Raw genomic sequence first — 22,138 nt, forward strand, 5'->3', positions numbered from 1 at the left:
CATGCCTCCACGCGCCAGGCGCTGAGGGAGTTGCGCGAGCAGTACCGTGCCTTCGTCGCGGTGTTCCGACGAGCGTTGAGCAGCCCGGCCGGCCGCATCAGGCCTGCGGCGCCGTCCAGACCAGGTTCCACAGGTGGCCGTCGAGGTCCTCGAAGCCCTGGTCATACATGAAGCCGTGGTCCTCGGGCGGATGCGGAGTACGGCCGCCGGCGGCGACTGCCTTGGCAATCAGACTGTCCACTTCTTCCCGGCTCTCGCAGGTCAGGCAGATGATGACCTCGTTGGCCTCCTTCGCCTGCACGACGGGCTTGTTGATGAGGGTCTTGAAGAACGCTTCGGTCATCAGCATGGCATGAATGCTGCCATCCGCGATGACCATGAACGCCGTGCTCTCGCTGCTGAATTGTGGATTGAAGCTGAAGCCGAGAGCGGAAAAGAAGGCCTTGGATTTGTCCAGGTCCTTGACCGGCAGGTTGAAGATGATCTGCTTGTTCATGACGTCCCCATGTCGAAAGGTGAGTTGAATAACGGGTCCTGCATCCGGACGACGAATGATGACGCATGAAATCGACAAGCCCGCGAAAAAAATTTCGCTGCGATGGCGCTCACCAGATCGCTTCGCTGTTGCGCCACGCCGGTAGTTCTCGCGCACGAGTGTGCGGTGAGGGCCCGAGTTGTTCCTGCCCGTGTCGAAGTCTCCTTTCCGTCGAGTGTCATTCTGGGTGGCATCGCGCAGCTCTTTGACACCCTCTCCGGCGGGATGCCGCCGCGCTCGTGGACGCCCTGCGCGGTGTCCGTGGACGCCGTGCTCGAGCGCCAGGCCTGTGGCGCCGAAATGAAAATCAATGGCACCAGCTCTTGGAGTGTTTCTCCGTGTGTGAAATAAGTTACACGTCATGATGGGAGGAGTGTCGCAGCACCCTGTTGTCTCCATCCCCTCTCGACGCGCAACACCCAACACGCTGGAGCCCCACCGTACCGTTATGCATCATCCCTCTTGGAAGAACCTGCTCTTCGCCGTCAACCTCTCCGTCCTGTCCGCCTGCGGCGGCGAATCCCCGACGACCGGCGCCCGGGAGCCGGCACTCGACACCGCCTCGCCCCTGGCCTCCCTCCCCGCGGGCAAGCTCAGGAAGTCCACGGACGCCATCGCCGGGCAGTACATCGTCGTGCTGAAGGACGGCGCGATCGGCACCTTCACCGTGAATGAGGTCGCCCAGTCCCACGCTCGCCAGTTCGGCGTCTCCTTCACCCACACCTACGCGTACGCGCTGCGGGGCTACGCGGTGCGTGCCACCGAGGCGGGCGCGCGCGCCATCGCCGCCAGGCCCGAGGTGGACTACGTGGTGGAGGACGGCAAGGCCACCCTCGACTACTCCACGCAGACCAACGCCCCCTCTAACCTGGACATCATGGACCAGTATGGTTCGGGCACCTACAATTACGGCACCACGGGCGCCGGGGTGCACGCGTACATCATCGACTCGGGCATCATGACGAGCCACCCGGAGTTCGGTGGCCGGGCCTCGGCGGACATCTCCTTCATCAACGACGGTCGCGGAGCCGAGGACTGCCTCGGGCATGGCACGCACGTGGCCGGCACGGTGGGCGGCACCACCTATGGCGTGGCCAAGAACGTCCGCCTGCACGCCGTGCGCGTCGGGGACTGCGCTGGCGGCCTCACCATCTCGGGCATCGTCGCCGGGGTGGACTGGGTGACGCGCAACCACATCAAGCCGGCGGTGGCCAACATGAGCCTGTCCGCGGGCGTCAATGACGCCATGGACCAGGCGGTGCGCGGCTCCATCGCCGCCGGCGTCGTGTACGTGGCGGCCGCTGGCAACGATAACATCGACGCGTGCGCCCGCACACCGGCCCACATCCCCGAGGCCCTCACCGTCGGCGCCTACGAATACGGTACCTACAGCCGGGCCTCCTTCTCCAACTACGGCAGCTGCCTGGACGTCTTCGCCCCTGGCGTGTGGATCCGCTCCGCCACACTCGACGGCGCCTCCGACTTCAAGCACGGCACGTCCATGGCCGCTCCGCATGTGACGGGCGCGGTGGCGCGGTACCTCGAGAGCAACCCGAGGGCCTCGCCCGCGACCGTGCACACGGCCATCGTCCAGAACTCCCCGCCCAACAGGGTGGCCGACGCGGGAATCGGCTCTCCCACCCGCCTGATCGCCTCCACCGCGCTCGGCCAGATCGGCTGCGGCTATCTCAACTTCGGCGAGTCCCTCATCCCCGGCCAGACGCTCTACTCCTGCGCGGGCAATGTCTGGCTCACCCACCAGACCGACGGCAACGTCGTTCTCTATGACCGCCTGGGCGCGCTCTGGCATACGCAGACGTGGAACAACACCTCGTCCACTTTCGTCATGCAGATGGATGGGCACCTCGTGCTGTACAACGGCACGGGTGGCGCGCTCTGGGGCACGGGCACCTGGGGGAACCCGAACGCCTACCTGGTGGTGGGCAACGACTGCAACCTCGTCCTCGTCGGTAACGGTGGCACACGGCTCTGGCAGAGCAACACCACCTGCCGGTAGCACCATCACCCAGGGCGCCCCCAGCGGGGGCGCCTCCAGGTGCCTTCGACTCTTCGAGTGGCGATGCCGAGCCTGCGTCTGACCGGACTTCCCTGAAGCAGGTCAGGACTTGCCGCCGGCCACCTTGGTGGCTTCGTTCACGAGCGTGTCCTCTCCGGTTCGGCAGCCGCGCCCAGCCCGCGGTGTGCTCGGTGCGCGCGTAGAGCTCACCCTTCGCGCCACGCGCCACCGTCAGCTCGCCCACGGGCTTGCCCTCGCGGCGGTACTCCACGCGGAAGCGTATAGGCAGGAGAGCGGCGGTGTGGAGGGGAGGGCTGTCGGAGGTAGTGTCAAAGGACTCGCAACGGTTGACGTGCGCTCCAGCTTCGCTCCCCTGCGCCATCTTCAGGCACGCTGGAAGGCGCCACCGGGGGCGAGGGCTACTCAGCCCACCAGCGCATCCGCCGCTCGCTCCTCCTGGCCACCAGAAACTGCGAAACTCGAACTAAGGCATGATGAAGACCTCGGCGGTACCGTTATCGTCATCATCCCAGTAGTCCTTCTCCTGGCGGATGAAGTCGGTCCGACCGTCACCATTGAAATCACCGGGGATGATGTTGGTGTAGTCCCCCTTGAGGCTCCAGGCATTGTTCAAGGCTATGAGGCCGAAGGTGCCGTTGCCCTTGGACATGTAGAACCGAGCGGTGCCGACATCGTCATCATCCCAGGCCCCCTTTTCCTGGCAGATGAAGTCGGTGTACCCGTCGCCGTTGAAGTCACCGGGGATGATGTTGGTGTAGTCCCCCTTGAGCTTCGAGTCATCGCTCGGGGTGACGACAGTGAAGAAGCCGTTGCCGTTAGAGAGGAATACCTGGGCGGTGTCGACATCGTTATCATCCCACGTGCTCTTCTCCTGGCGGATGAAGTCGGTCCGGCCGTCACCATTGAAGTCACCGGGGATGATGTTGTTGTAATCCCCTTTGAGGAGCGAGGCGTTGTTCGGAGTGACGACAGTGAAGAAGCCGTCGCCGTTGGAGAAGTAGACCTGGCGGTGCCGACATCGTCATCATCCCAGGCGCCCTTCTCCTGGCGGATGAAGTCGGTCTTCCCGTCGCCGTTGAAGTCACCGGGGATGATGTTGGTGTAGTCCCCCTTGAGCTTCGAGTCATCGTTCGGGGTGACGACAGTGAAGAAGCCGTTGCCGTTAGAGAGGAATACCTGGGCGGTGTCGACATCGTTATCATCCCACGTGCTCTTCTCCTGGCGGATGAAGTCGGTCCGGCCGTCACCATTGAAGTCACCGGGGATGATGTTGTTGTAATCCCCTTTGAGGAGCGAGGCGTTGTTCGGAGTGACGACGGTGAAGAAGCCGTCGCCGTTGGAGAAGTAGACCTGGGCGGTGCCGACATCGTCATCATCCCAGGCGCCCTTCTCCTGGCGGATGAAGTCGGTCTTCCCGTCGCCGTTGAAGTCACCGGGGATGATGTTGGTGTAGTCTCCCTTGAGCTTCGAGTCATCGTTCGGGGTGACGACAGTGAAGAAGCCGTCGCCGTTGGAGAAGTAGACCTGGGCGGTGTCGACATCGTTATCATCCCAGGCGCCCTTCTCCTGGCGGATGAAGTCGGTCTTCCCATCGCCATTGAAGTCACCAGGAATGATGTTGGCGTAGTCCCCCTTGAGGGACGTATGCCCATTGGGGATGACGATTCCATCGCGGATGACAGCCCTTCGATTGGTGTTGTTCCTCTCGCAGGATGCGGTGGTCCCCATGAGTACGGTTCCCACGGGTGAGTAACGAGAACCGCTCGTGTCCCCCTCGAACCTTACCCGATAATAAACACGCGGAGCACTCGGGTCATTAGGGTACGCGTAGTTATCCACGTACGTGTAGCTCAGTTGGCTGCCGATATCGCCCGCCGAGTTGATGACAGCAATTGGCTCGTAAAACGAGCCATTGAGTGAATAGTCTATGTAAAACCTACCAGTGTCGCATTGGTTGTATGTCCACGCGAGCGTGATGGAACAATCGGTGCTCTTCTTGGCGCTGAAGGAGACGAAACTCAGGCACAGTGTTTGTGCTGATGAATCAGTTGCGGCGAGCGTGAGAATAACGAGCGAGATCAAAGCGAAGGTGCGTGTGAGTTTGCTCATCGTGCCTTGGATGATAGAGGGGGGCGTGAAAGATGCCAAATCCCGCGGTCTTGCCGCAACCTCGGAAAAGGTCCTCGGCGTGAGCACGGGGGAAGCGCCCCGAGGGCCTTCTTTCGCCTGGAGGTGAGCACTCGCCGGGATTCGGCATGGACGTCAGGAGCGGAGGTAGTGTCAAAGGACTCGCAACGGGGGTCTTGAGCCAGAACGGAACTGGGCGTGGACGGATAGCCGACCGCTCCTCGAGTCTTTCCGAGGACTTGGAGCTGGCCCACAGGGTGTACCCTGGCCCGGAGCATAGGAGGCATGGGAGTCCTGTTGAGGGAGAGGGCCGGGGTAGGTGGTGGTCCAGGAGGGCCTCGCGATAGGCATTGGGCGGTGCAGGAGGGCCCCGAGGAGGCCCGCCCGTCGCGCTCTAGGCACACCCCACCCCTGAGCAGGCGACCGGTGGCCTTGGGCTCCGAGAGAGCGCGCATCCCTCAGCCGTGCGTCACTCCCCCATCGCGTGCTGCGCTGGCCCCCTGGCAGGTGCCTGGGGAGGGGGCACCTCGGGCAGGTGCAGGTGGCGAAGAGTGCGCCGGATGACGCGGCCCTGGGAGAGGTAGGCCAGCACCCGCCGCCTTCCTGCGCACCTCGGGCAGGAGAAGACGTCCACTGAGAACGACTTGCGTAGCAACCCCGCCCCATCCAGCCTCCGGGCGCGCTGACGCTTGCGGCACATGGCCCGAGCTGCCGCATCTGAAGCGGGTGCCTCCTCCTCGCCCGGGGCCGCCGCTGCGGAACGCGCGGTACCGCCACACGACCGGCACTCCACCGGCCGGCGGTTTCGTCTTCTGGGGCGGCGGTTCCCACGGGCACGTCGCGGTGTCGGTTGGAGCGGCTCGGACGCCGACGGCGTGCCCGGCCCGAAGACGTGTGCCCGTCTGGGGCTCGCGTTGCGGTAGCCGGAGCCGGGAAGGGTGTTCAGGGCGTGGTGAAGAAAGAGCTGAGGGTGTCTGCCTTGGCCCAGGGCAGAAGATAGAGGGTGCTCTGGCGGCTCACGTCGTAGTGGGGGGCATCCACGACCGTCAGGCGCAGGTAGTGGATGGAATCCGGTGACAGCATTCCGGGGGGCAGCCGCACCTGTGTCACTGAACCAGGGACGTAGACGTTCCCCTTGCGGGGAGCGTAGTAGGGCCCGGTGTACTGATAGACGTCGAGCCGATAGGCCGTGGGCGTGCCCAGGGTCGGTGGCTGCCAGGCAACGATGGGAGTGACGGAGCTCAGCTCTCTCGACACGGTGGCATCCACCCCGTCGATGGTCAGGGCCCGGGGCGGCGACACACGCGGTTGCACGGGCGCGGCGACGAGGTCCTCCAGTCGCTCATGCGTGAGCATGATGCCCAGCGTGTCATATGTGGAGCCGGAGCCATCCGGTATCGGCATCTCGATCCTGAACGCGTACTGGGCGTAGCCCACCATCCCCCAGGTGGAAGGGTACGGGTTGCCGTACGTCAGCGGGCGCGTGAGCTCGAACGAGGCGCCTGGGGGCAGTTGCAGGGAGAGCACCTCCGCCAGTTCGTCACCCACCCAGCCATGGTCCAGGCCGTACGCGGAGGGAAAGACGTAGAACGAAGGGAAGTCGGGCGTGGCCAATGGGTGAACCGCCGTGGCATGGCCGGTGTAAGCGGACAGCCGCCAGTCGAGGGTCAAGGCCGTCTGGGGCACCGGCTCCAGCCTGCCGGTGGCGGGCAGAGGCGTCATGCCATCCGCGGTGAAGTCCAGGGCATCCATTTGCACGCTGCGCACCACGGTGCTGTACGCCAGCGCTTCGCCGTCCGGCAGTGTACCCGCGTCGAGCTGGCTGAGCTGGTTCACGTAGAGCCGGTCCCCCTTGTCTGCCTCGAAGATGGGAATCCGGCCAATGGAGTTCCACATCTGGGCCTGATTCGTGACGAGCTCTGTCTGCCCGGTGGGAACATCTTCGAAGAGGTCCACCATGCCACCGAGGTTCACCTGCCCGGATGCGAGCTGCAGACTGGAGCCGGGCTCCGTACTGCTCAGGTACGGCATCCACGGGGCGAGGTTCGTCAGGTTGAGCTGGAGGGGAGAGTGACTCACATTGGAGGGGACGGTGTCCGCCCGACCCAGCCTATGGGCGTCGAGATCCACCTCCCGCGCGTCCGTGACGATGCAGTTTCTTCCGGTCTTCAGGTAATACATCCCCGGGGGAACCCCCGTGAACTGCCAGCCACCAGGGACCGGCGTGCCGGTGATGTGGGTGAACATCGAACCGTTGGGGACGAGGATCTCGAGGTTCCAGTCCGACAGCTCATTCGGCACCACCGTGACGCCCGCCGCGGTGTGGAAGGACGTGGAGCTGGACACGAGCACCGTGCCTCCATCGGAGCTCAGGCCAGCGGCGGGCGGTGGGCCCATTTCGGAGGCCGGCGGCATCCGCGGCCCTCCCTCGGCGCATCCCAGCCACGTGCCACAAACGGGAATCACCAGCAGTCCCAGGTAATTTGATTTCACGAGCGCCCCTCGGGTCAGTTGCAATGGTTCTTCATCGATGCCGGGAAAAAGGCATACCAGGCACGCCCATGGCTTCATCGGCGCTGGCGCTCCTTCCCTGGAAACAGGCTGGCGAGCTCAGGCTGGGATGAAACGAAGCGGCAGTCTTTGAGGCCCACGAACCGTGATGGCCTGGCCCCAGTTCAGCTCGGTGGGGATCCGCTCGAAACCGCTGAAGCGGGAGAGCAGCGCCTCCAGGCCGCAGCGCGCCTCCATCCGGGCCAGCTGCGCGCCGATGCAGTAGTGGACGCCATACCCGAAGGAGAGGCCGGGCTGTCCGCGGTGGAGATCGAAGCGATCGGGCTCGGTGTAGTGACGCTCGTCCCGGTTGGCCGAGGCGAGGAGGGCGAGCACCACGTCCCCCTGAGGAATTCTCACCCCGGAGAGCGTCACGTCGGAGGTGACGATGCGTAACAGCGCCTGGACGGGCGCCTCGTAGCGCAGCATCTCCTCGATGAACCCAGGCACCAGCGTGGGCTCCGCGCGCAGCCTCGCCTGCACATCCGTGCGCTCCGCCAGGAAGAGCAGGGAGTTGGCCAGCAGATGCACCGTCGTCTCCAGGCCCCCGATGAGCAGGAGCACCAGGAAGTCGATGATCTCCCTATCCGTCAGGGACTGTCCCTCCACCTCCGCGCGGATCAGATCGCTGACCATATCCTCGGCGGGCGAACGGCGGCGGGCCTCGATGACCTCGGAGATGTAGCGCGTCGAGTCCTCGATGGCGCTGAGTGTGCGCCGGGCGTGCTCGGAGTCCCGGGGCTCAGGAGTGACGCTGGCGATGTCGTCCGACCAGTCCTTGAACCGATGATGGAGGGAGACGTCCAGCCCGAGCAGCTCACCGATGACGAACGCCGGCAGTGGCATGGCGAACTGGGAGACGAAGTCCGCCTCGCCCTTTGCCGCCAGTTCCTCCACGAGCCGGTTCGCGAGTTTCCGGATGCGTACCTCCAGCCGGTTGATGGCGCTGGCGTTGAAGGCCCGGCTCACCAGCGTCCGCAGCCGGGTGTGCCCCGCCCCATCCAAGGCGAGCATCGAGTTGGCGAGCGGGTTGTACCCCACCCACTCCGGCTGCCACGCCGCCTTGAACCCCTGCGAAGAGAACAGCTGCGAGTTCTTGATGACGAGGGCCACGTCCTCATAACGGGAAATGGCCCAGAACCCGGCGGGCTCTACCTGGATGACGGGGGTGTTGCGACGCATCTCGGCATAGCGGGGATGCGGGTTGGCGCGGAACTCGGGCGCCAGGATGTTCACGCGTTGAGTCGTCACGGAGGAACTCCAGTCTGCTCACCGTCGAGATGTCCCGAAGGATACACTGGGAGAGAATCCTCACGCACCTGCTGTATGAATACGAATCCAGCGATCCGCCCCTAAAACAACCCCCGTCCTCTCGACAAACACTGATCGGAGAGCGGAGCATAGGCGGCAGGGGAGCCCTGTTGAGGGAGAGGGCCGGGGTAGGTGGTCGTCCCGGAGGGCCGTGCGACAGGCATGGGACGGTGCAGGAGGGCCCCGAGGAGGCCCGCCCGTCGCGCTTCAGGCACACCCCTCCCCAGCGCAGGCGACCGGTCGCCGTGGGCTCCGCGACTCAGCCGTGCGTCACTCCCACAGCGCGTGCTGCGCTGACCCGCTGGCAGGTGCCTGGGGTGGGGGCAGCTCGGGCAGGTGCAGGTGGCGAAGAATGCGCCGGATGACGCGGCCCTGGGTGAGGTAGCCCGGGCGCGAGCGGCTCCCCAAGCATTGGCTTAGGGCTGGGGCGTCGCCAGGTCGGGCAGCATGGGCACGCGGCGCGCGCCGGGGCCGTTGGGCGTGGCGGCGCTGTTGTTCGTCACCCGCCGCAGCAGCGAGCGCAGCTTCGCCGCGTCCTTGCGGAGGTTGGCCGCGAAGGTCGAGGGCGCCGTCGGCTCCACGTAAAAGATCACCGCCCCCACTGTCGCGTCCGTCACGTAGGCGCCGTAGTCCTGGAGCGCCTGCGCCACCATCTTCCCGTCCGCCGTCAGCCCCTGCGCGTTGATGTCCACGGAGGGCGGAATGGCGAAGTACGCCCCCATGGGGACGTTGCCCTTGTAGTTCCACTCGCTGTTCCAGTCCTGCTCGGTGGCGGGCCAGACGTAGCCCTTCGCGGTGCCGTAGCCCTTGGAGTCGTAGCCGCTGGACCCGCCGCTGTAATAGAGCTGCGCGCGGTCCACGGCCAGGGCGATGGCGTGCTGAATCTTCCCCGTGTACTTCGGGTGCGTGGGCGTCGTCTCCCACGCGCGGATGAGGCCGCCCACCGCGGCGCCGCCGTAGGCGCGCACGCCATTCTGCGGGCCCAGGCCGCTGCCGTAGAGGTCAATCTTGTGGTGGCGCCCCACGGTGTACGCCGTGGTCGACTGGCGCGTGGTGGCCCAGGCCTCGTCGATGTACGTCCGCGAGGGGTTGACCACGTGCATGTGCTTGTCACTGCCGTTGGCGATGGTAGCGGTGGCGGGCACGTTGTAGGTGCCGTTGCGCGACGAGTCGTTGAAGTCCGACACCGTCGCCCACGGGTCGGTGTTGGACGCGAAGCTGATGGGGTGCGAGTACTCGTTCCAGTTGGCCCAGGCGTTGATGGTGCGGTTGTCGAACCAGGTAGCGAGGAAGTCGCGCGTCGCCGGGTCCGTGGTGCTCGCGTACACCGCTTCCTGGCCGATGGGCAGGTTCCACACCGAGTTCGAGGTGAAGGGCTGCAGCGTGGCGTCACGCGTGCCCTGCGTGTAGACCTTGAACTCGTCGAAGCGCGCGAGGTTGTCCTGGCTCGCGAGCAGGCCGACGCGGGTGGCGTACTGGTGCGAGGCGTCGTTGACGCCGCCCTTGTGCACGCCGTTGATGTACACGTCGATGCGGGTGCCGGACGCGCGCACCTCGAGCTCGTCCCCCGCGACGGGCGCCTGCTCAATCTGCAGCGGGAAGTACTGCGTGTAGCCCACGTACTTCGTGAGGAAGTACTTCCGCGCGCCGAGGTCCGTCGCCAGCTTCCAGCAGTTGCCGCGGTCGACGTGGCGGAAGGTGAGGCCGGAGAACTCGCCCAGCGCGGCCAGCGTCACCATCACCCGGACGTTCGCGCTGCCGGGCACCGTGGCGTAGTGGTCCATCCAGGTGCCGTCGTCCTTGGAGAGGTACGCGCGGCCCGACATGCTGCCCCAGGCGCTGCCCCAATAGGGATTCGGGGTCCACGCGTGCACGCCCTGCTCGAGGCTGTACAGGCGGGAGTCGTGGTTGGCCCGGGTGAACGAGTCATACAGGTTGGCGTCCGAGGCGCCCTGCGCCTGGGTCACCACGGGCTCCTCCCGCGTGTCGTCCAGGGGCGGCTCGCCACAAGCCGACCCCAGCCACAGCATGGGGAACAACGCCGGGAGGAGGGCGGCACGCGCCGCCCGCTGAGTACGTCCAGAGGTACTCTTCATCGCTTCTCCTTGTTGCCGCGACTGGGAACTCCAGCGCGGCCGACAAGGATACAGGTGAAGAGAGTAATTCATGAAATATCAGACTCGGTGGATGCGGGGAGACTTCTCAGCGTGCTTTCCGCCATTCTCCTTCCCGCCGCGGGTTGTGCCAGGTCGCGTCGCTCGAATTCTTTGACACCCCGGGGCAGGAAGGAAGGCACCGATGACCGCCCCTTCGTTGAACACGCTGCTACCGTTGGGGCTCTCTTCTCACCGTGCGGCGAGCAGCAAGGCGGCGCGCTTGATGGCCGCTCGAATACGGACGTAGGTGCCGCACCGGCACACGTTCTCACTCATGGCCGCGTCGATGTCCGCATCGGACGGATGGGGGTTACGCCGCAGGAGTGCCACCGCGGCCATGATCTGACCGGGTTGGCAGAATCCGCACTGCGCGACGTCCTCGTCGATCCACGCCTGCTGCACGGGATGAAGCCCCTCGCCCCCCAGTCCCTCGATGGTGGTCACCTGACGGCCCTCCACGCCGCCGACGGGTTGGATGCAGGGGCGGAAGGCGCCGCCATCGAGATGACTCGTACACGCTCCGCACACGCCCACGCCGCAGCCATATTTCGGACCCGTCACGCCCAGCAGATCACGCAAGACCCACAACAGGGGCAGATCCTCCGGCGCCTCCACCGAGACCGTGTCGTCGTTGAGGATGAAGTGATGAACCGGCATGTTCAGGCTCCTGCGTCGAGGATCGGAAAGCGGGTGGGCATGTTGCCGGTCGCCCGGGCCATGGCATTGGCAAGAGCGGCGGCCGCCGTGGGGTAGCCGAGCTCTCCCACCCCGCCGACACGGTCGTCGGATCTGACGAGGTGGACCTTGAGCTCCGCGGGCGTGTGCTTCATCCGCAGCCACCGGTAGTCGGCGAAGCTGCCCTCGCGCACGGCTCCCGCGTCGATGTGGATTCCCGCGCTCAGCGTCGTCGAGAAGGCATCGACCGCGGCTCCCTGGAGCTGCGCCTCGATGCTCCTGGGGTTGATGGGCAGGCCGACATCCGCGGCGATGACGACGCGCACGACCTTGGGCTCCGCTCCGCTGACGTCGACCTCGACGAGGTGGGCGATGGCACTGTCCCACTCCTCGTGAACCGCGACACCTTGCGCGACACCGGGCGGCAGCGTCCTGCCCCACTGCCCTTCCAGCGCGACCTTGCTCAGGACGGCCTTGAGCCGGTTCGACGTGAGATGGGATTGCCTCAGCTCGACCGGATCCCTCCCGAGCTCTCGGGCCAGCTGGTCGACGAAGAGCTCGTTGGCCACCACCACCTGGCTGCTGAACACGGAGCGGAACGAGGCGGTCGGGATGGGAATCGAGACCTCGCGGAGCTGCTGCGTGACCAGGCCGAAGCTGTACGGCACGTGCTGCGACAGCTCGAAGAACACCGCGTTGGTTACGTCGGGCAGGAGCGTTCCAATCAGGGAGGTGACGACATCCCCCAACCCGTGAGGGAACTCCACGGTGGGGATGACAGCCCGGTGGTGCCAGCCACGGATCGAACCGCCAGCGCCAAGGTAGGCGAGGAGCCGGTGGTGGCTGGCCGGCCGATAGCGGCCCTGACGCATGTCGTCGTTGCGGGTCCACATCAACTTCACGGGCCGCCCGAGCGCTCGTGAAATGAGCGCGGCTTCCACCGCGGGCTCGTTGAAGAACCTCCGGCCGAACCCGCCACCTGCCCGAGTGGTGTGCACGGTGACCCGCTGCGGCATGAGCGCCCAGCCGAGCGCCGTCGCGACCTCACGCTGAGCGAACTTCGGATCCTGCGCACCCATCCAGATTTCGGCGTGGTCACCCCTCACATGGGCCACGCAGCTCTGCGTCTCCATGGGCGCGTGGGCGAGATAGGGAAAGTCGAAGCGGGCCTCGAGGGTCTGTGACGTGAACAGCGGCGGCAGAGGCCGCGCCCCCACTTCATCGCGCAGTCGTGCCCGGATGTCCGCGTCGGAGAGATGGCTGGCCGGACCCGGCGCCCAGGAGATCCGCAGGGCGTCACGAGCCGCGAGCGCATGAGCGAAGCTCTGGGCGGCAACCGCCACCCCCGTGGGCAGGCTCACCACCCCCATCACGCCCGGCATCGCCAACGCCGCCGAGGCGTCGTAGCTCTGGACCGAGCCCCGGAGTGTGGGCGGCCGGGCCACCACGGTGGGCAGTGCCCCGGGGATGTCGAGGTCGAGCGCGTAGCGTGCCGCTCCCGTGACGATGTCGCGGGCATCAATGCGTCCGGTGGGTTGCCCGACCACCTTGTACGCGCTCGCCTTCTTGGGCTGCGGAGAGACCTCGGGCAGCAACACGCTCGCCGCGTCCTGGGCCAGCTCGCCGTACCCGGCCCGGCGGCCGTCGGGAGCGAGCACCTCTCCGTTGGCGGTGGTGAGGCTGGAGGCCGGCAGCCACCAGCGGTGCGCGGCGGCGGTGACCAGCCTCGCTCGGGCACTCGCGGCCGCGGCGCGCAGGGGGCCCGCGAGGTAGCGCATCGTCGAGGACAAGCCGGTGAGCTGGATGAGCCAGCGCGGGTCCGCGTCGGCGGTGCGCACCTCCACCGAACCCAGGCCGACGTCGAGCTCCTCGGCGACGAGCATCGCCACTCCCGTGGTGATGCCCTGCCCCGTCTCGGTACGCGGCAGGGTCGCCACGACTCGCCCATCGGAGCGGAGGGCGATGTAGATATCGAACGAGGTCGCGTCCGGTGTCATCGCCTCAGTCGCGGCCATCGCGCCGGCTTCCACCGGGCTGCCCGGCGGAAGGTCGAGGCCCAATCGCGCCGCGACCACCAACGTCGGCGAGGCCACCATCCATGTCAGGAATTGCCGACGGTCTACATCCACCGGGACGGCGGTATCCGGTCTTAACGTGTCAGCCATCCGTGGAGTGTGGCACGCACCACCCCCTGGCTCAACGCAGAGCCGGGCCAGCGTTCCATGGCGAACGCAGGTGACCCTGCCAGCCAAAGGACTGCGCTGAATCAGTCATTGCAACAAATATAGGAATTCTCTAGAGCCACTGTCTTGGATATATCATCCATTTTTGAACAAATGGATGTGAGCGCTCACAACCTGTCTTGTTCGAGCATTGACTCGTCGAAAACGACGTCGTTATGGTGACTGAGAGTGAAGCTCAGACGAGCGGCAGTTTTGACCCAGGTCGGGCTGCGTCGGGCATCGAGGCGGCTCGCCCATTCACGATGACGATGGGGACTCCAATGCGAGGAATACGCTGGTGCGCGGTGCTCGCCGCGACCACTCTCTCCCTGAGTAGCGCCATCGCCGCGGCTTCCGTGGTGGTTCGACCGTCCCCGGACTCAACCCAAGGGGTGGCCACTGCGGCCGCGTTGCCATCGTGATGGTGTTGCAGGACTCCAACAAGTACGCGCTGTGGGAGGCGTCGAACATCTATAAGATCAAGGGCACCAACACCTATCTGCTGCTCGTCGAGGCGATCGGCAGTGACGGTAAGCGCTACTTCCGGTCGTGGACCGCCAATGGCATCACCGGTTCGTGGACACCGTTGGCGGCAACGGAGAGCAACCCGTTCGCGCGCGCGAACAACGTCACGTTCCCGTCGGGGGCCTGGAGTGCTGACATCAGCCACGGAGAGATGATCCGCTCCGGCATCGACCAGACGATGGAGATCGACCCGTGCCGCTTGCAGTACCTCTACCAGGGCAAGAACCCCTCGGCGGGCGGTGACTACAACCTGCTGCCCTGGAAGCTCGGGCTCCTCACCCAGACCAACTCCTCCTGCTGACCACGGCGTCAGCGATGCTGGTTCGGTGGTGCTCCAGGCCACCGGACCAGATGCTCATCTCACAGGACCGGGAGCAACATGAAAGCGTCATTCGTACTACGGGCGGTCTTACCTCTGCTGGGTGCATGTCTTTTCGGTGCGAGCGCATCGGCGCAGGACGTCGTCATCGATCCATCGAAAACGCATCAGGCCATTCGCGGCTTCGGCGGCATGAATGCTCCGGGCTGGATCGACGATCTGACGCCGGCCCAGGTCGATCTGGCCTTCGGCAGCGGCGCCGGCCAGCTCGGCCTGTCGATCATGCGGATGCGCATCGACCCGTCGAGTTCCAGGTGGAATCTACAGGTGCCCTCAGCCGCGCGCGCGCATGCCAAGGGAGCGCTCCTGCTGGGGACGCCGTGGACGCCTCCTGCCTACATGAAGTCGAACAACAGCCTGATCAACGGCGGCAAACTGTTGCCACAGTACTACGAGGCCTATGCGACGCACCTGCTCGGTTTCGCCAGCTACATGGCCAACAACAACGCGCCGCTGTACGCGATCTCCTTGCAGAATGAGCCCGACTGGCACCCGGACTACGAGTCGGCGGAGTGGAGTGGGACCGACTTCGCCAATTTCCTGAATGCCCAGGGCGCCAGGTTCGGCACGCTGAAGGTGTTGGCCGCTGAGTCGCTGAACTTCAACCCGGCGATGACCGATCCAATCCTCAACAACGCCACCACCAGCCAGCACCTGGACATCGTCGGCGGCCACCTGTACGGCGTGCAGCCGAAGGACTATCCGCTGGCTCGGAGCAAAGGCAAGGAACTGTGGATGACCGAGCACTTCACCGACAACACCGATGCCAATGTCTGGCCGTCGGCATTGGAGGTGGGCAGCGAACTGCACAAGAGCATGGTCGCCAACTACAGCGGGTACATCTGGTGGTACATCCGACGCAGCTACGGCCTGATCTCGGAGAACGGCAGCGTCAGCAAGCGCGGTTACGTGATGTCCCAGTTCGCGCGCTTTGTCCGGCCCGGCTCCGTGCGCATCGGTGCCACCGAGAAACCGTATTCGGACGTTTACGCGACCGCGTACGAGACGCCTGACGGCAAGATCGTGCTCGTCGTCGTCAACACCAGCACGCAGCACCGAGGCCTCAACGTCAGCGTGCCGAGCGGTCGCTTGGCCAGGTTCACCAAGTACAGCACCTCGTCGAGCCTGAACGTCGGCTACGGCGGCGGCTATCAAGTCCTGAATGGCGCGGCGTCGTTCTATGTCGATCCGCAGAGCATCGCCACGTTCGTCGGCGAGGCCTCGACCCCCGGCCTCTAACTCGACGCGGCGCGCTCGATGTCGGGTTCGATCCTCGCCAGGAACCCGTCCATCGTCTCCTTGCCCATGTCGACGACCTTCGCGCCCCCGCCCGCGACGATCGTCACGTCGGTGATGCCGATCACGTTCAGGATCAGGCGCAGATACTGTGTCGCGATGTCGCGATTCCGGATCGGCGACTCTTCGGTATACACGCCGCCCGAGGCGAGCAGTATCGTCGCCTTCTTGCCCGTGACGAGGCCTTGCCCATCGTAGCCAAGCGTCAGCCCCTTGCGCACGATGTGATCGATCCACGCCTTCAAGGCCGCCGGCACGTTGTAGTTGTAGACCGGCGTGGCGATGACGAGGTGGTCGGCGGCAAGCAGCTCCGCGACGAGCTCGTCCGACAGCCGGAGCGTTTCCTTCATTCCCGGCGAGTGCTGCTCGGGCGGCGTGAAATAGGCCTGGAGCCAGGGCGCGGTGACGAACGGGAGCTCGGTCTCCATGAGGTCTCGTTCGGCCACTTCGCCGCCTGGATGCGCGGCTCGCCATTCGGCGACGAAGCGGCGGGTCATGTTGCGCGAGATGGAATGGTCACCGCGCGGGCTGGTCTCGACGATGAGAAGCTTGGGCATTAGAGGTTTCCTGTCGGTTGCAGTTCGTCAACCTAAACGCCGCCTCTCCCTTGCGGGAGTGATTAAATCATGATGATCTCCATCGGCGTGGATGATGGATCATGATGGGCAACCTCACTCTGGATCAACTGCGCGTCCTCGTGACGATTGCCGACACGGGCAGCTTTTCCGCTGCTGGCCGCAAGCTCAGCCGTGCGCAATCGGCGATCAGCCAGGCCGTGGCGACGCTCGAGGACATGCAGGGGGTGTTGCTCTTCGACCGGAGCGGTCACCGACCGCAGCTGACCGAGATCGGGCGCGTGCTCGTCGAGCAGGCGCGGCTGGTGCTGGCGAGCGCGACCCGGTTCGAAGCGGTGGCGGCAAGCACGCGCGCGGGGCTGGAGCCCGAACTCGCGCTCGCGATCGATCCCCTGGTGCCGACGGCGCCGCTGATCGAAAGTCTGCGCGCGCTCAGCGGCACCTTTCCCGCTCTTCCGGTCAGCTTCTCGACGGAGGGGCTCGGCGGTTCGTTGCGGCGCCTGCGCAACGGCTCGGCCGCCTTGGCGATCTGCCTGCTCCTACCTGCCGTTCCTGACGATATCGTGGCCTACCCGCTGCTCCGGATCGGATTGCTGCCCGTGGCGGCGCCCGCGCATCCGCTCGCTTCGCTCGGGCGAGCGGCTACGCGGGCTGACCTGGAGCCGCACGTCCAGCTCGTGCTCACGGATCCAGTCGAGCCCGGCGGCGAGAATTATGGGCTTCTAAGCGCGAGACTCTGGCGCTTCGTCGATCTTGGACGGCGTCTCGACTTCCTGCTTGCCGGCTTCGGGTGGTGTCGCATGCCCGAGCATCTCGTCGCCGAACCGCTCGCTGCCGGTCGGCTGACGCTGCTCCACATCGATCAGGATACGACTCCGCGCGACGGGCTGACGATCTATGCGGCCCACAGACGAGATCGAATGCTCGGTCCCGCCGGGCGCTGGCTGCTCGAGGACCTGAGACGCCGCCTTGAGATCGAGCGAGCCCCTGGCGCTCGACCTGAAGCTCGCCATCGGTAACGGGCGTCGCGTTCTGAATCGGGCGCGGCACCGTGGCGAGCGAACCATGCACGCGTCAGGCTCCTATACGCCTCAATTCTCCGGGGAGAGCATTTCGGAGGGGAAGGTGTTTGGGTCCGCAGGATTGACGCCCGACTTTATCAACGCCTTGACGTGCTCGCTGCTGGCATTGCACAAGGGAATGCCCGTCGAGGAGCGGACGATGAATGTCTTCCAGGCCAGCAGCGCACCATCCGACATCTTCTGGGTTTGGAGCACGAAGTCACCCTGTTTGTCGGGTGCCGCCGTCTTGTCGGTTGAGTTGCGCGTGTCGCGTACGCCGCGCGTGTTGTAGAGCGCCTGGGTGCTCAGGATGTCGTCGTTGAGCGAGTCCTCGAAGTAGAGTTGAGACGTCACGCTCTCGGTGCCCGCGATCTTGATGGTGAAGTGGATATGCACGGTCCGGCTCTTGTACCAGCCAGGAAAGCAGGTATTGAAATCCACCCGGCCCTCGTCGTTCGTTGTCTGCACACCCCGGAACCAATGCGCGGCTCGCGCCTTCTCGTCATGGGGATTGCAGAGCGGGTGCTGATCGTCGCCCGAATAGACGCCCTCGGGTCCGGCATGCCAGATGTCCACGCTCGCCCCCGGAATGGGCTTGCAGGTCTCATCCAATATCCGGAACGCGAGCCGCACGGGCAGCCCCGCGTGACCCTCGCTGATGTCCTTGCGCACCTTCGTGCTCCCATAGCAGGGGCCCACGACCTGCTCGCACGTCAGCTTGCACGCCGCTCCCACCTGGGAAGTGAAGGGATTGGGGTAGGCACTGGCGCCGGTCATCGCGGCGGTTCCTCCGGTGGCCCAGCCCTTCCTCACCTGCTTCGCGGGTTGCTTCGCCCACGCCAGGAAGCGGGGAAGGGGAAGCGCCACCACCGCCAGACCCATCGCGCCGAGCAGCCCCCGGCGCGTCATGCTTTTTGTTTTCGTGCTCATTTGCATTTCGTCAATCTAAACGCCGCCTCTCCCCCGCGGGAGTGATTAAATCATGATGATCTCCATCGGCGCGGATGATGGATTATGATTGGCAACCTCACTCTGGATCAACTGCGCGTCCTCGTGACGATTGCCGACACGGGCAGCTTTTCCGCTGCTGGCCGCAACGACCCCATGCGACGGACTGACAATCTATGCGGCCCACAGACGCGACCGCGTGCTGGGGACCGCCGGCCGGTGGTTGCTCGACGAGCTGAGGCGCCGCCTGACAGACGGACAGCCCTGGCTCACGTGACGAACAGCAGCTTTCCGCGTACGTGCCCTCCCGCCATCACCCGGTGGGCCTCGTTGGCCTCCGTCACAGGGGCTGGCGGAGTATGGCGGGCGAGGGCATCCCTGACGGGAGGACTCCTCTCAGTAGCAGGTACTCCGGGTTTCAACGAGAGGTCAGGCCGCCTGTACGGCGGGGGGAAGCGCGCCGAGTTGCTGCAACAAGGACATCATGTCCAGCTGATCCCAGATCTCGGAGCATAGGAGGCATGGGAGCCCTGTTGAGGGAGAGGGCCGGGGTAGGTGGTGGTCCAGGAGGGCCGCGCGACAGGCATGGGACGGTGCAGGAGGGCCCCGAGGAGGCCCTCCCGTCGCGCTCCAGGCACCCCCTCCCCAGCGCAGGCGACCGGTCGCCGTGGGCTCCGTGACTCAGCCGTGCGTCACTCCCCCAGCGCGTGCTGCGCTGGCCCGCTGGCAGGTGCTTGGGGAGGGGGCAGCTCGGGCAGGTGCAGGTGGCGAAGAATGCGCCGGATGACGCGGCCCTGGGTGAGGTAGGCCAGCACCCGCTGCCTTCCTGCGCACCTCGGGCAGGAGAAGACGTCCACTGAGAACGACTTGCGTAGCAACCCCGCCCAATCCAGCCTCCGGGCGCGCTGACGCTTGCGGCACATGGCCCGAGCTGCCGCATCTGAAGCGGGTGCCTCCTCCTCTCCCGGGGCCGCCGCTGCGGAGAGCAGAAATGGTCGGACTCTCGCCCCCGGGGCAAACACGCCATGGAAGCGGATGAGGTTCGTCCTCGGTGGAGGCACCAGGGATGCCACACGCCGTAAAAGCTCCAACCCGGTGAAGCGCAAGTGCGTGGTGCCGTTAGGGCGAACACCGCGCGCAGGAAGACGGTGAGGACGTCCGAGAGCAGGCCCACGTCCTTGAGCAGCACCCACCGCACCCGGTGCGGAAAGGACAGCGTCCACTGACGGTAGGGCACGTGAGGCAGCACTCGCTCTACCAGGTGCACAGCCGTCACATGCGCCCGCTTCGCATTGCAGGACGGGCACACCCCTCGTCCTTTGCACGAGAAGGCGATGGCGAGCCCGCGAGCCGATGGGGCCTCGGCCAGGCTCCGTCCGTCTTCTGGGTCCCTCCTGTCAGACGACCCGGTCGCTGAGCGAGCGGGCATCAGCGGCGGGGACGAGCGGGTTCAGGGTTGATTACCCATCGGGTCGGGCCCAGCTTTCCTTCATGAAACTACCCGTCATGCCTCCGGTGTCGCCCATGCTCGCCGAGCTGGTGCGTGAGCTCCCGGAGGAGGGCGAGGTGCTCTACGAGCCGAAATGGGACGGATTCCGCGCCATCGTCTATCGCGACGGGGACGAGGTCATCCTCGGCAGCCGCAACGAGCGGCCGATGACGCGCTACTTCCCCGAGCTTGTCGAGTCGCTCCGCACGCATCTCCCGCACCGCTGCGTCGTCGACGGTGAAATTGTCATCGTGGGCAAGGACGGCGGGCTCGACTTCGACGCGCTGTTGCAGCGCATCCACCCGGCGGCCTCACGCATCCGGAAGCTCTCGGTGGAGACGCCCGCCTCGTTCGTGGCTTTCGACCTGCTCGCGCTCGACAAGCGGGACTTGCGGCCGCGGCCCTTCCACGAGCGCAGGCGGTTGCTCCAGAAAGCGCTCGCGGGGGTCCGTGCGCCGATTCACCTCACGCCCGCCACGCGCAGCCGCGAGGTGGCCGAGGCCTGGTTCAGCCGCTTCGAGGGCGCCGGACTCGATGGTGTCGTCGTCAAGCCGCTCGACCTGCCGTACCTCGAAGGCAAGCGCGAGATGTACAAGGTGAAGCACGAGCGCACCGCGGACTGCGTCGTCGGTGGCTTCCGCTGGCACAAGGACGGCCAGGGCATCGGCTCGCTGGTCCTCGGCCTCTACGATGAGCACGGCACGCTGCAACACGCGGGCGTCGCCACGGGGTTCGCCGCGAAGCAGCGGGTGGAGCTCGCGAAGAAGCTCGAGCCGTACCGGAAGCGGGCGATGGAGACGCACCCCTGGCGCGAGTGGGCGGAGGTGGAGGACGCCACGGTCCGGATGCCGGGGGCCCAGAGCCGCTGGAGCGGGCAGCGCGACCTGAGTTGGGAGCCCGTGCGCCCGGAGCTCGTCGTCGAGGTGGCGTACGACCACCTGCAGGGCATGCGCTTCCGTCACGCCACGCACTTCCGCAGGTGGCGCCCGGACCGGACGCCGCGCTCGTGCACCTACGCGCAATTGGAGCGCTCGGTCCCGGCCGAGCTCGCCGAGGTCTTCGCCTCCGGACACGAGGGCGCCACGGCCCAGTAAAGGGGCGCCCCGGTCCGGCTCAACGGCTTCCGCCGCGACGCGGCTGTCGCTTCGCACGGGCCGCGAGCGCCGGTTTCGCGCGGAGAGCGCCCTCGCGAGGCGGCGCACGGAGCGGCTCGTCCTTCTGCTTCTCGAAGTGTGGCGGGAAGGGGGCTTCCCCGAGCCCCTCGGCCTTCTGCCGCTCGAAGAGCGCGAGAAGGCTGTCGAGCGTGAAGGCCCGCGCATCCATCTCTTCCCAGACATCGCCGAGCTTCTTGTAGCGCCGGGGCACCGTGGCGAGCGTGAGCGCCTCGGGTTCCACGTCCGCGACCTCGTCCCAGCGCAGCGGGCAGGACACGCGCGCCTCGGGGTTGGCCCGCACGGAATAGACAGACGCGATGGTCCTGTCCTTCGCATTCTGGTTGAAGTCCACGAACACCCGCCGGCCGCGCTCCTTCTTCCACCAGGCGCTCGTCGCTTGGCGTGGCATGCGCCGCTCCACCTCCCGCGCGAGCGCGAGCGCGGCGTGGCGCACCTGGGTGAAGTCCCAGTGCGGTGCGAGCCGGACATAGACGTGCAGGCCTCTCGACCCGGACGTCTTCGGGTATCCCACGAGCCCGTGCTCCTCGAGCACCTCGCGCACGCCCAGGGCGACCTCGCGCACGGTAGAGAAGCGCACGCCCGGCTGCGGGTCGAGGTCGACGCGGAGCTCGTCCGGGTGCGAGAGGTCACTCCGGCGTACCGGATGCGGGTTGAAGTCCAGACAGCCGAGGTTCACCGCCCAGACGAGGTGCGCCAGGTCCACCGGGCACAGCTCGTCCGCACGCCGGCCACTGGGAAAAGTCACCTCGGCGGTCTGGAGCCACTCGGGCGCGCCGGCCGGAACCCGCTTCTGGAAGAAGAACGCACCTTCGGCCCCGTCCGGGTAGCGCTTGAGGGCGCACGGGCGCTCGCGGACGCCGCGAAGCACGCCTTCACCGACGGCCAGGTAGTACTCGATGAGGTCGAGCTTCGTCTCGCCGCGCGCGGAGAAGAAGACCTTGTCCGGCCGGCTGATGCGCACGTGACGGCCCGCGACCTCCAGGTGGGTGAACGCGTCGGACATGTCCCCAAGTTAGGTCCACTTTTTGGACGGTAACCGGGGGGAGGGTGAGAGCGCCCGGCTGCTCGGCGGCTGA

At 66.1% G+C, this 22,138-nt stretch carries 17 protein-coding genes and 2 pseudogenes; 5 read left to right on the forward strand and 14 right to left on the reverse strand.

Going from position 1 to position 22,138, the window contains the following annotated elements:
- Nucleotides 1-97 precede the first annotated feature (97 nt).
- A complete protein-coding gene (locus F0U60_RS06925) occupies nt 98-496 on the reverse strand; it encodes a VOC family protein (RefSeq protein WP_395815656.1) in 399 nt (132 codons plus the stop codon).
- A 487-nt stretch (nt 497-983) separates the two neighbouring features.
- On the opposite strand from F0U60_RS06925, the gene F0U60_RS06930 reads away from it, so the two are divergent.
- Nucleotides 984-2,552: a S8 family serine peptidase gene (locus tag F0U60_RS06930; protein WP_395815658.1), complete on the forward strand. Its 1,569-nt coding sequence runs from the start codon at nt 984-986 to the stop codon at nt 2,550-2,552.
- A gap of 484 nt (nt 2,553-3,036) precedes the next feature.
- Here F0U60_RS06930 and F0U60_RS06935 read toward each other — a convergent pair whose 3' ends face one another.
- From F0U60_RS06935 to F0U60_RS06965, 7 genes are all read right to left on the reverse strand, one after another.
- Complete coding sequence (locus F0U60_RS06935; protein ID WP_395815660.1) at nt 3,037-3,222, reverse strand: hypothetical protein; 186 nt, start codon at nt 3,220-3,222, stop codon at nt 3,037-3,039.
- Complete coding sequence (locus tag F0U60_RS06940; RefSeq protein WP_395815662.1) at nt 3,189-4,682, reverse strand: FG-GAP-like repeat-containing protein; 1,494 nt, start codon at nt 4,680-4,682, stop codon at nt 3,189-3,191. Before F0U60_RS06940 ends, F0U60_RS06935 begins: the two co-directional genes overlap by 34 nt.
- Before the next feature lie 960 nt (nt 4,683-5,642).
- On the reverse strand, nt 5,643-7,193 hold the full coding sequence (locus F0U60_RS06945) for a hypothetical protein (protein WP_395815664.1): 1,551 nt from the start codon (nt 7,191-7,193) through the stop codon (nt 5,643-5,645).
- 117 nt (nt 7,194-7,310) lie between these two features.
- Nucleotides 7,311-8,501 (reverse strand): cytochrome P450, encoded by a 1,191-nt coding sequence (locus F0U60_RS06950; RefSeq protein ID WP_395815666.1) that lies wholly within the window; start codon nt 8,499-8,501, stop codon nt 7,311-7,313.
- A gap of 476 nt (nt 8,502-8,977) precedes the next feature.
- Nucleotides 8,978-10,657: a hypothetical protein gene (locus F0U60_RS06955; protein WP_395815668.1), complete on the reverse strand. Its 1,680-nt coding sequence runs from the start codon at nt 10,655-10,657 to the stop codon at nt 8,978-8,980.
- A gap of 249 nt (nt 10,658-10,906) precedes the next feature.
- Nucleotides 10,907-11,374 carry a (2Fe-2S)-binding protein gene (locus tag F0U60_RS06960; protein ID WP_395815670.1) on the reverse strand — a complete coding sequence of 156 codons (468 nt, stop codon included), beginning with the start codon at nt 11,372-11,374 and terminating at the stop codon, nt 10,907-10,909.
- A gap of 2 nt (nt 11,375-11,376) precedes the next feature.
- Nucleotides 11,377-13,557, reverse strand: a complete 2,181-nt coding sequence (locus F0U60_RS06965; RefSeq protein ID WP_395815672.1) for a molybdopterin cofactor-binding domain-containing protein — start codon at nt 13,555-13,557, stop codon at nt 11,377-11,379.
- Between the two features lie 478 nt (nt 13,558-14,035).
- Between F0U60_RS06965 and F0U60_RS06970 the strand changes: the two genes are divergently transcribed.
- On the forward strand, nt 14,036-14,440 hold the full coding sequence (locus tag F0U60_RS06970; RefSeq protein WP_395826012.1) for a non-reducing end alpha-L-arabinofuranosidase family hydrolase: 405 nt from the start codon (nt 14,036-14,038) through the stop codon (nt 14,438-14,440).
- Nucleotides 14,441-14,518: 78 nt separating this feature from the next.
- The gene (locus F0U60_RS06975; RefSeq protein ID WP_395815674.1) at nt 14,519-15,757 is read left to right on the forward strand and encodes a glycoside hydrolase family 30 beta sandwich domain-containing protein; all 1,239 of its coding nucleotides are present in this window, start codon (nt 14,519-14,521) and stop codon (nt 15,755-15,757) included.
- Here the strand turns inward: F0U60_RS06975 and F0U60_RS06980 are convergent.
- Nucleotides 15,754-16,371, reverse strand: coding sequence for an FMN-dependent NADH-azoreductase (locus tag F0U60_RS06980; RefSeq protein WP_395815676.1), 618 nt, complete (start codon nt 16,369-16,371; stop codon nt 15,754-15,756). The two genes, F0U60_RS06975 and F0U60_RS06980, sit on opposite strands and share 4 nt — an antisense overlap.
- A gap of 101 nt (nt 16,372-16,472) precedes the next feature.
- On the opposite strand from F0U60_RS06980, the gene F0U60_RS06985 reads away from it, so the two are divergent.
- On the forward strand, nt 16,473-17,408 hold the full coding sequence (locus tag F0U60_RS06985; protein ID WP_395815678.1) for a LysR family transcriptional regulator: 936 nt from the start codon (nt 16,473-16,475) through the stop codon (nt 17,406-17,408).
- Nucleotides 17,409-17,480: 72 nt separating this feature from the next.
- Here the strand turns inward: F0U60_RS06985 and F0U60_RS06990 are convergent, their stop codons facing one another.
- From F0U60_RS06990 to F0U60_RS07005, 4 genes and pseudogenes are all read right to left on the reverse strand, one after another.
- Complete coding sequence (locus tag F0U60_RS06990) at nt 17,481-18,380, reverse strand: protocatechuate 3,4-dioxygenase (protein ID WP_395815680.1); 900 nt, start codon at nt 18,378-18,380, stop codon at nt 17,481-17,483.
- Between the two features lie 710 nt (nt 18,381-19,090).
- Complete coding sequence (locus F0U60_RS06995; RefSeq protein WP_395826015.1) at nt 19,091-19,321, reverse strand: ATP-dependent helicase HrpA; 231 nt, start codon at nt 19,319-19,321, stop codon at nt 19,091-19,093.
- A 102-nt stretch (nt 19,322-19,423) separates the two neighbouring features.
- A pseudogene (locus F0U60_RS07000) lies at nt 19,424-19,705 on the reverse strand (hypothetical protein); the annotation flags it as partial.
- Nucleotides 19,621-19,827: pseudogene (locus tag F0U60_RS07005) on the reverse strand (transposase zinc-binding domain-containing protein); the annotation flags it as partial. The pseudogenes F0U60_RS07005 and F0U60_RS07000, both read right to left, overlap by 85 nt.
- Nucleotides 19,828-19,889: 62 nt before the next feature.
- Here F0U60_RS07005 and F0U60_RS07010 point away from each other — a divergent pair.
- Nucleotides 19,890-20,981 carry an ATP-dependent DNA ligase gene (locus tag F0U60_RS07010; RefSeq protein WP_395815682.1) on the forward strand — a complete coding sequence of 364 codons (1,092 nt, stop codon included), beginning with the start codon at nt 19,890-19,892 and terminating at the stop codon, nt 20,979-20,981.
- A 19-nt stretch (nt 20,982-21,000) separates the two neighbouring features.
- Here F0U60_RS07010 and ligD read toward each other — a convergent pair whose 3' ends face one another.
- The gene (gene ligD / locus F0U60_RS07015; RefSeq protein WP_395815684.1) at nt 21,001-22,065 is read right to left on the reverse strand and encodes a non-homologous end-joining DNA ligase; all 1,065 of its coding nucleotides are present in this window, start codon (nt 22,063-22,065) and stop codon (nt 21,001-21,003) included.
- Nucleotides 22,066-22,138 lie beyond the last annotated feature (73 nt).

Source organism: Archangium minus (genome assembly GCF_044360475.1).
In the GTDB taxonomy this organism is placed as follows: domain Bacteria; phylum Myxococcota; class Myxococcia; order Myxococcales; family Myxococcaceae; genus Archangium; species Archangium minus.

Coding starts and splice junctions, on each gene's coding strand:
- F0U60_RS06980 (WP_395815676.1), bottom strand. CDS start 16,371: ATGCCCAAGCTTCTCATCGTCGAGACCAGCCCGCGCGGTGACCATTCC.
- F0U60_RS06955 (WP_395815668.1), bottom strand. CDS start 10,657: ATGAAGAGTACCTCTGGACGTACTCAGCGGGCGGCGCGTGCCGCCCTC.
- F0U60_RS06975 (WP_395815674.1), top strand. CDS start 14,519: ATGAAAGCGTCATTCGTACTACGGGCGGTCTTACCTCTGCTGGGTGCA.
- F0U60_RS07010 (WP_395815682.1), top strand. CDS start 19,890: ATGAAACTACCCGTCATGCCTCCGGTGTCGCCCATGCTCGCCGAGCTG.
- F0U60_RS06960 (WP_395815670.1), bottom strand. CDS start 11,374: ATGCCGGTTCATCACTTCATCCTCAACGACGACACGGTCTCGGTGGAG.
- F0U60_RS06935 (WP_395815660.1), bottom strand. CDS start 3,222: ATGTCCAAGGGCAACGGCACCTTCGGCCTCATAGCCTTGAACAATGCC.
- F0U60_RS06985 (WP_395815678.1), top strand. CDS start 16,473: ATGATGGGCAACCTCACTCTGGATCAACTGCGCGTCCTCGTGACGATT.
- F0U60_RS06995 (WP_395826015.1), bottom strand. CDS start 19,321: ATGTGCCGCAAGCGTCAGCGCGCCCGGAGGCTGGATTGGGCGGGGTTG.
- F0U60_RS06990 (WP_395815680.1), bottom strand. CDS start 18,380: ATGAGCACGAAAACAAAAAGCATGACGCGCCGGGGGCTGCTCGGCGCG.
- F0U60_RS06965 (WP_395815672.1), bottom strand. CDS start 13,557: ATGGCTGACACGTTAAGACCGGATACCGCCGTCCCGGTGGATGTAGAC.
- F0U60_RS06970 (WP_395826012.1), top strand. CDS start 14,036: ATGGTGTTGCAGGACTCCAACAAGTACGCGCTGTGGGAGGCGTCGAAC.
- F0U60_RS06930 (WP_395815658.1), top strand. CDS start 984: ATGCATCATCCCTCTTGGAAGAACCTGCTCTTCGCCGTCAACCTCTCC.
- F0U60_RS06940 (WP_395815662.1), bottom strand. CDS start 4,682: ATGAGCAAACTCACACGCACCTTCGCTTTGATCTCGCTCGTTATTCTC.
- ligD (WP_395815684.1), bottom strand. CDS start 22,065: ATGTCCGACGCGTTCACCCACCTGGAGGTCGCGGGCCGTCACGTGCGC.
- F0U60_RS06925 (WP_395815656.1), bottom strand. CDS start 496: ATGAACAAGCAGATCATCTTCAACCTGCCGGTCAAGGACCTGGACAAA.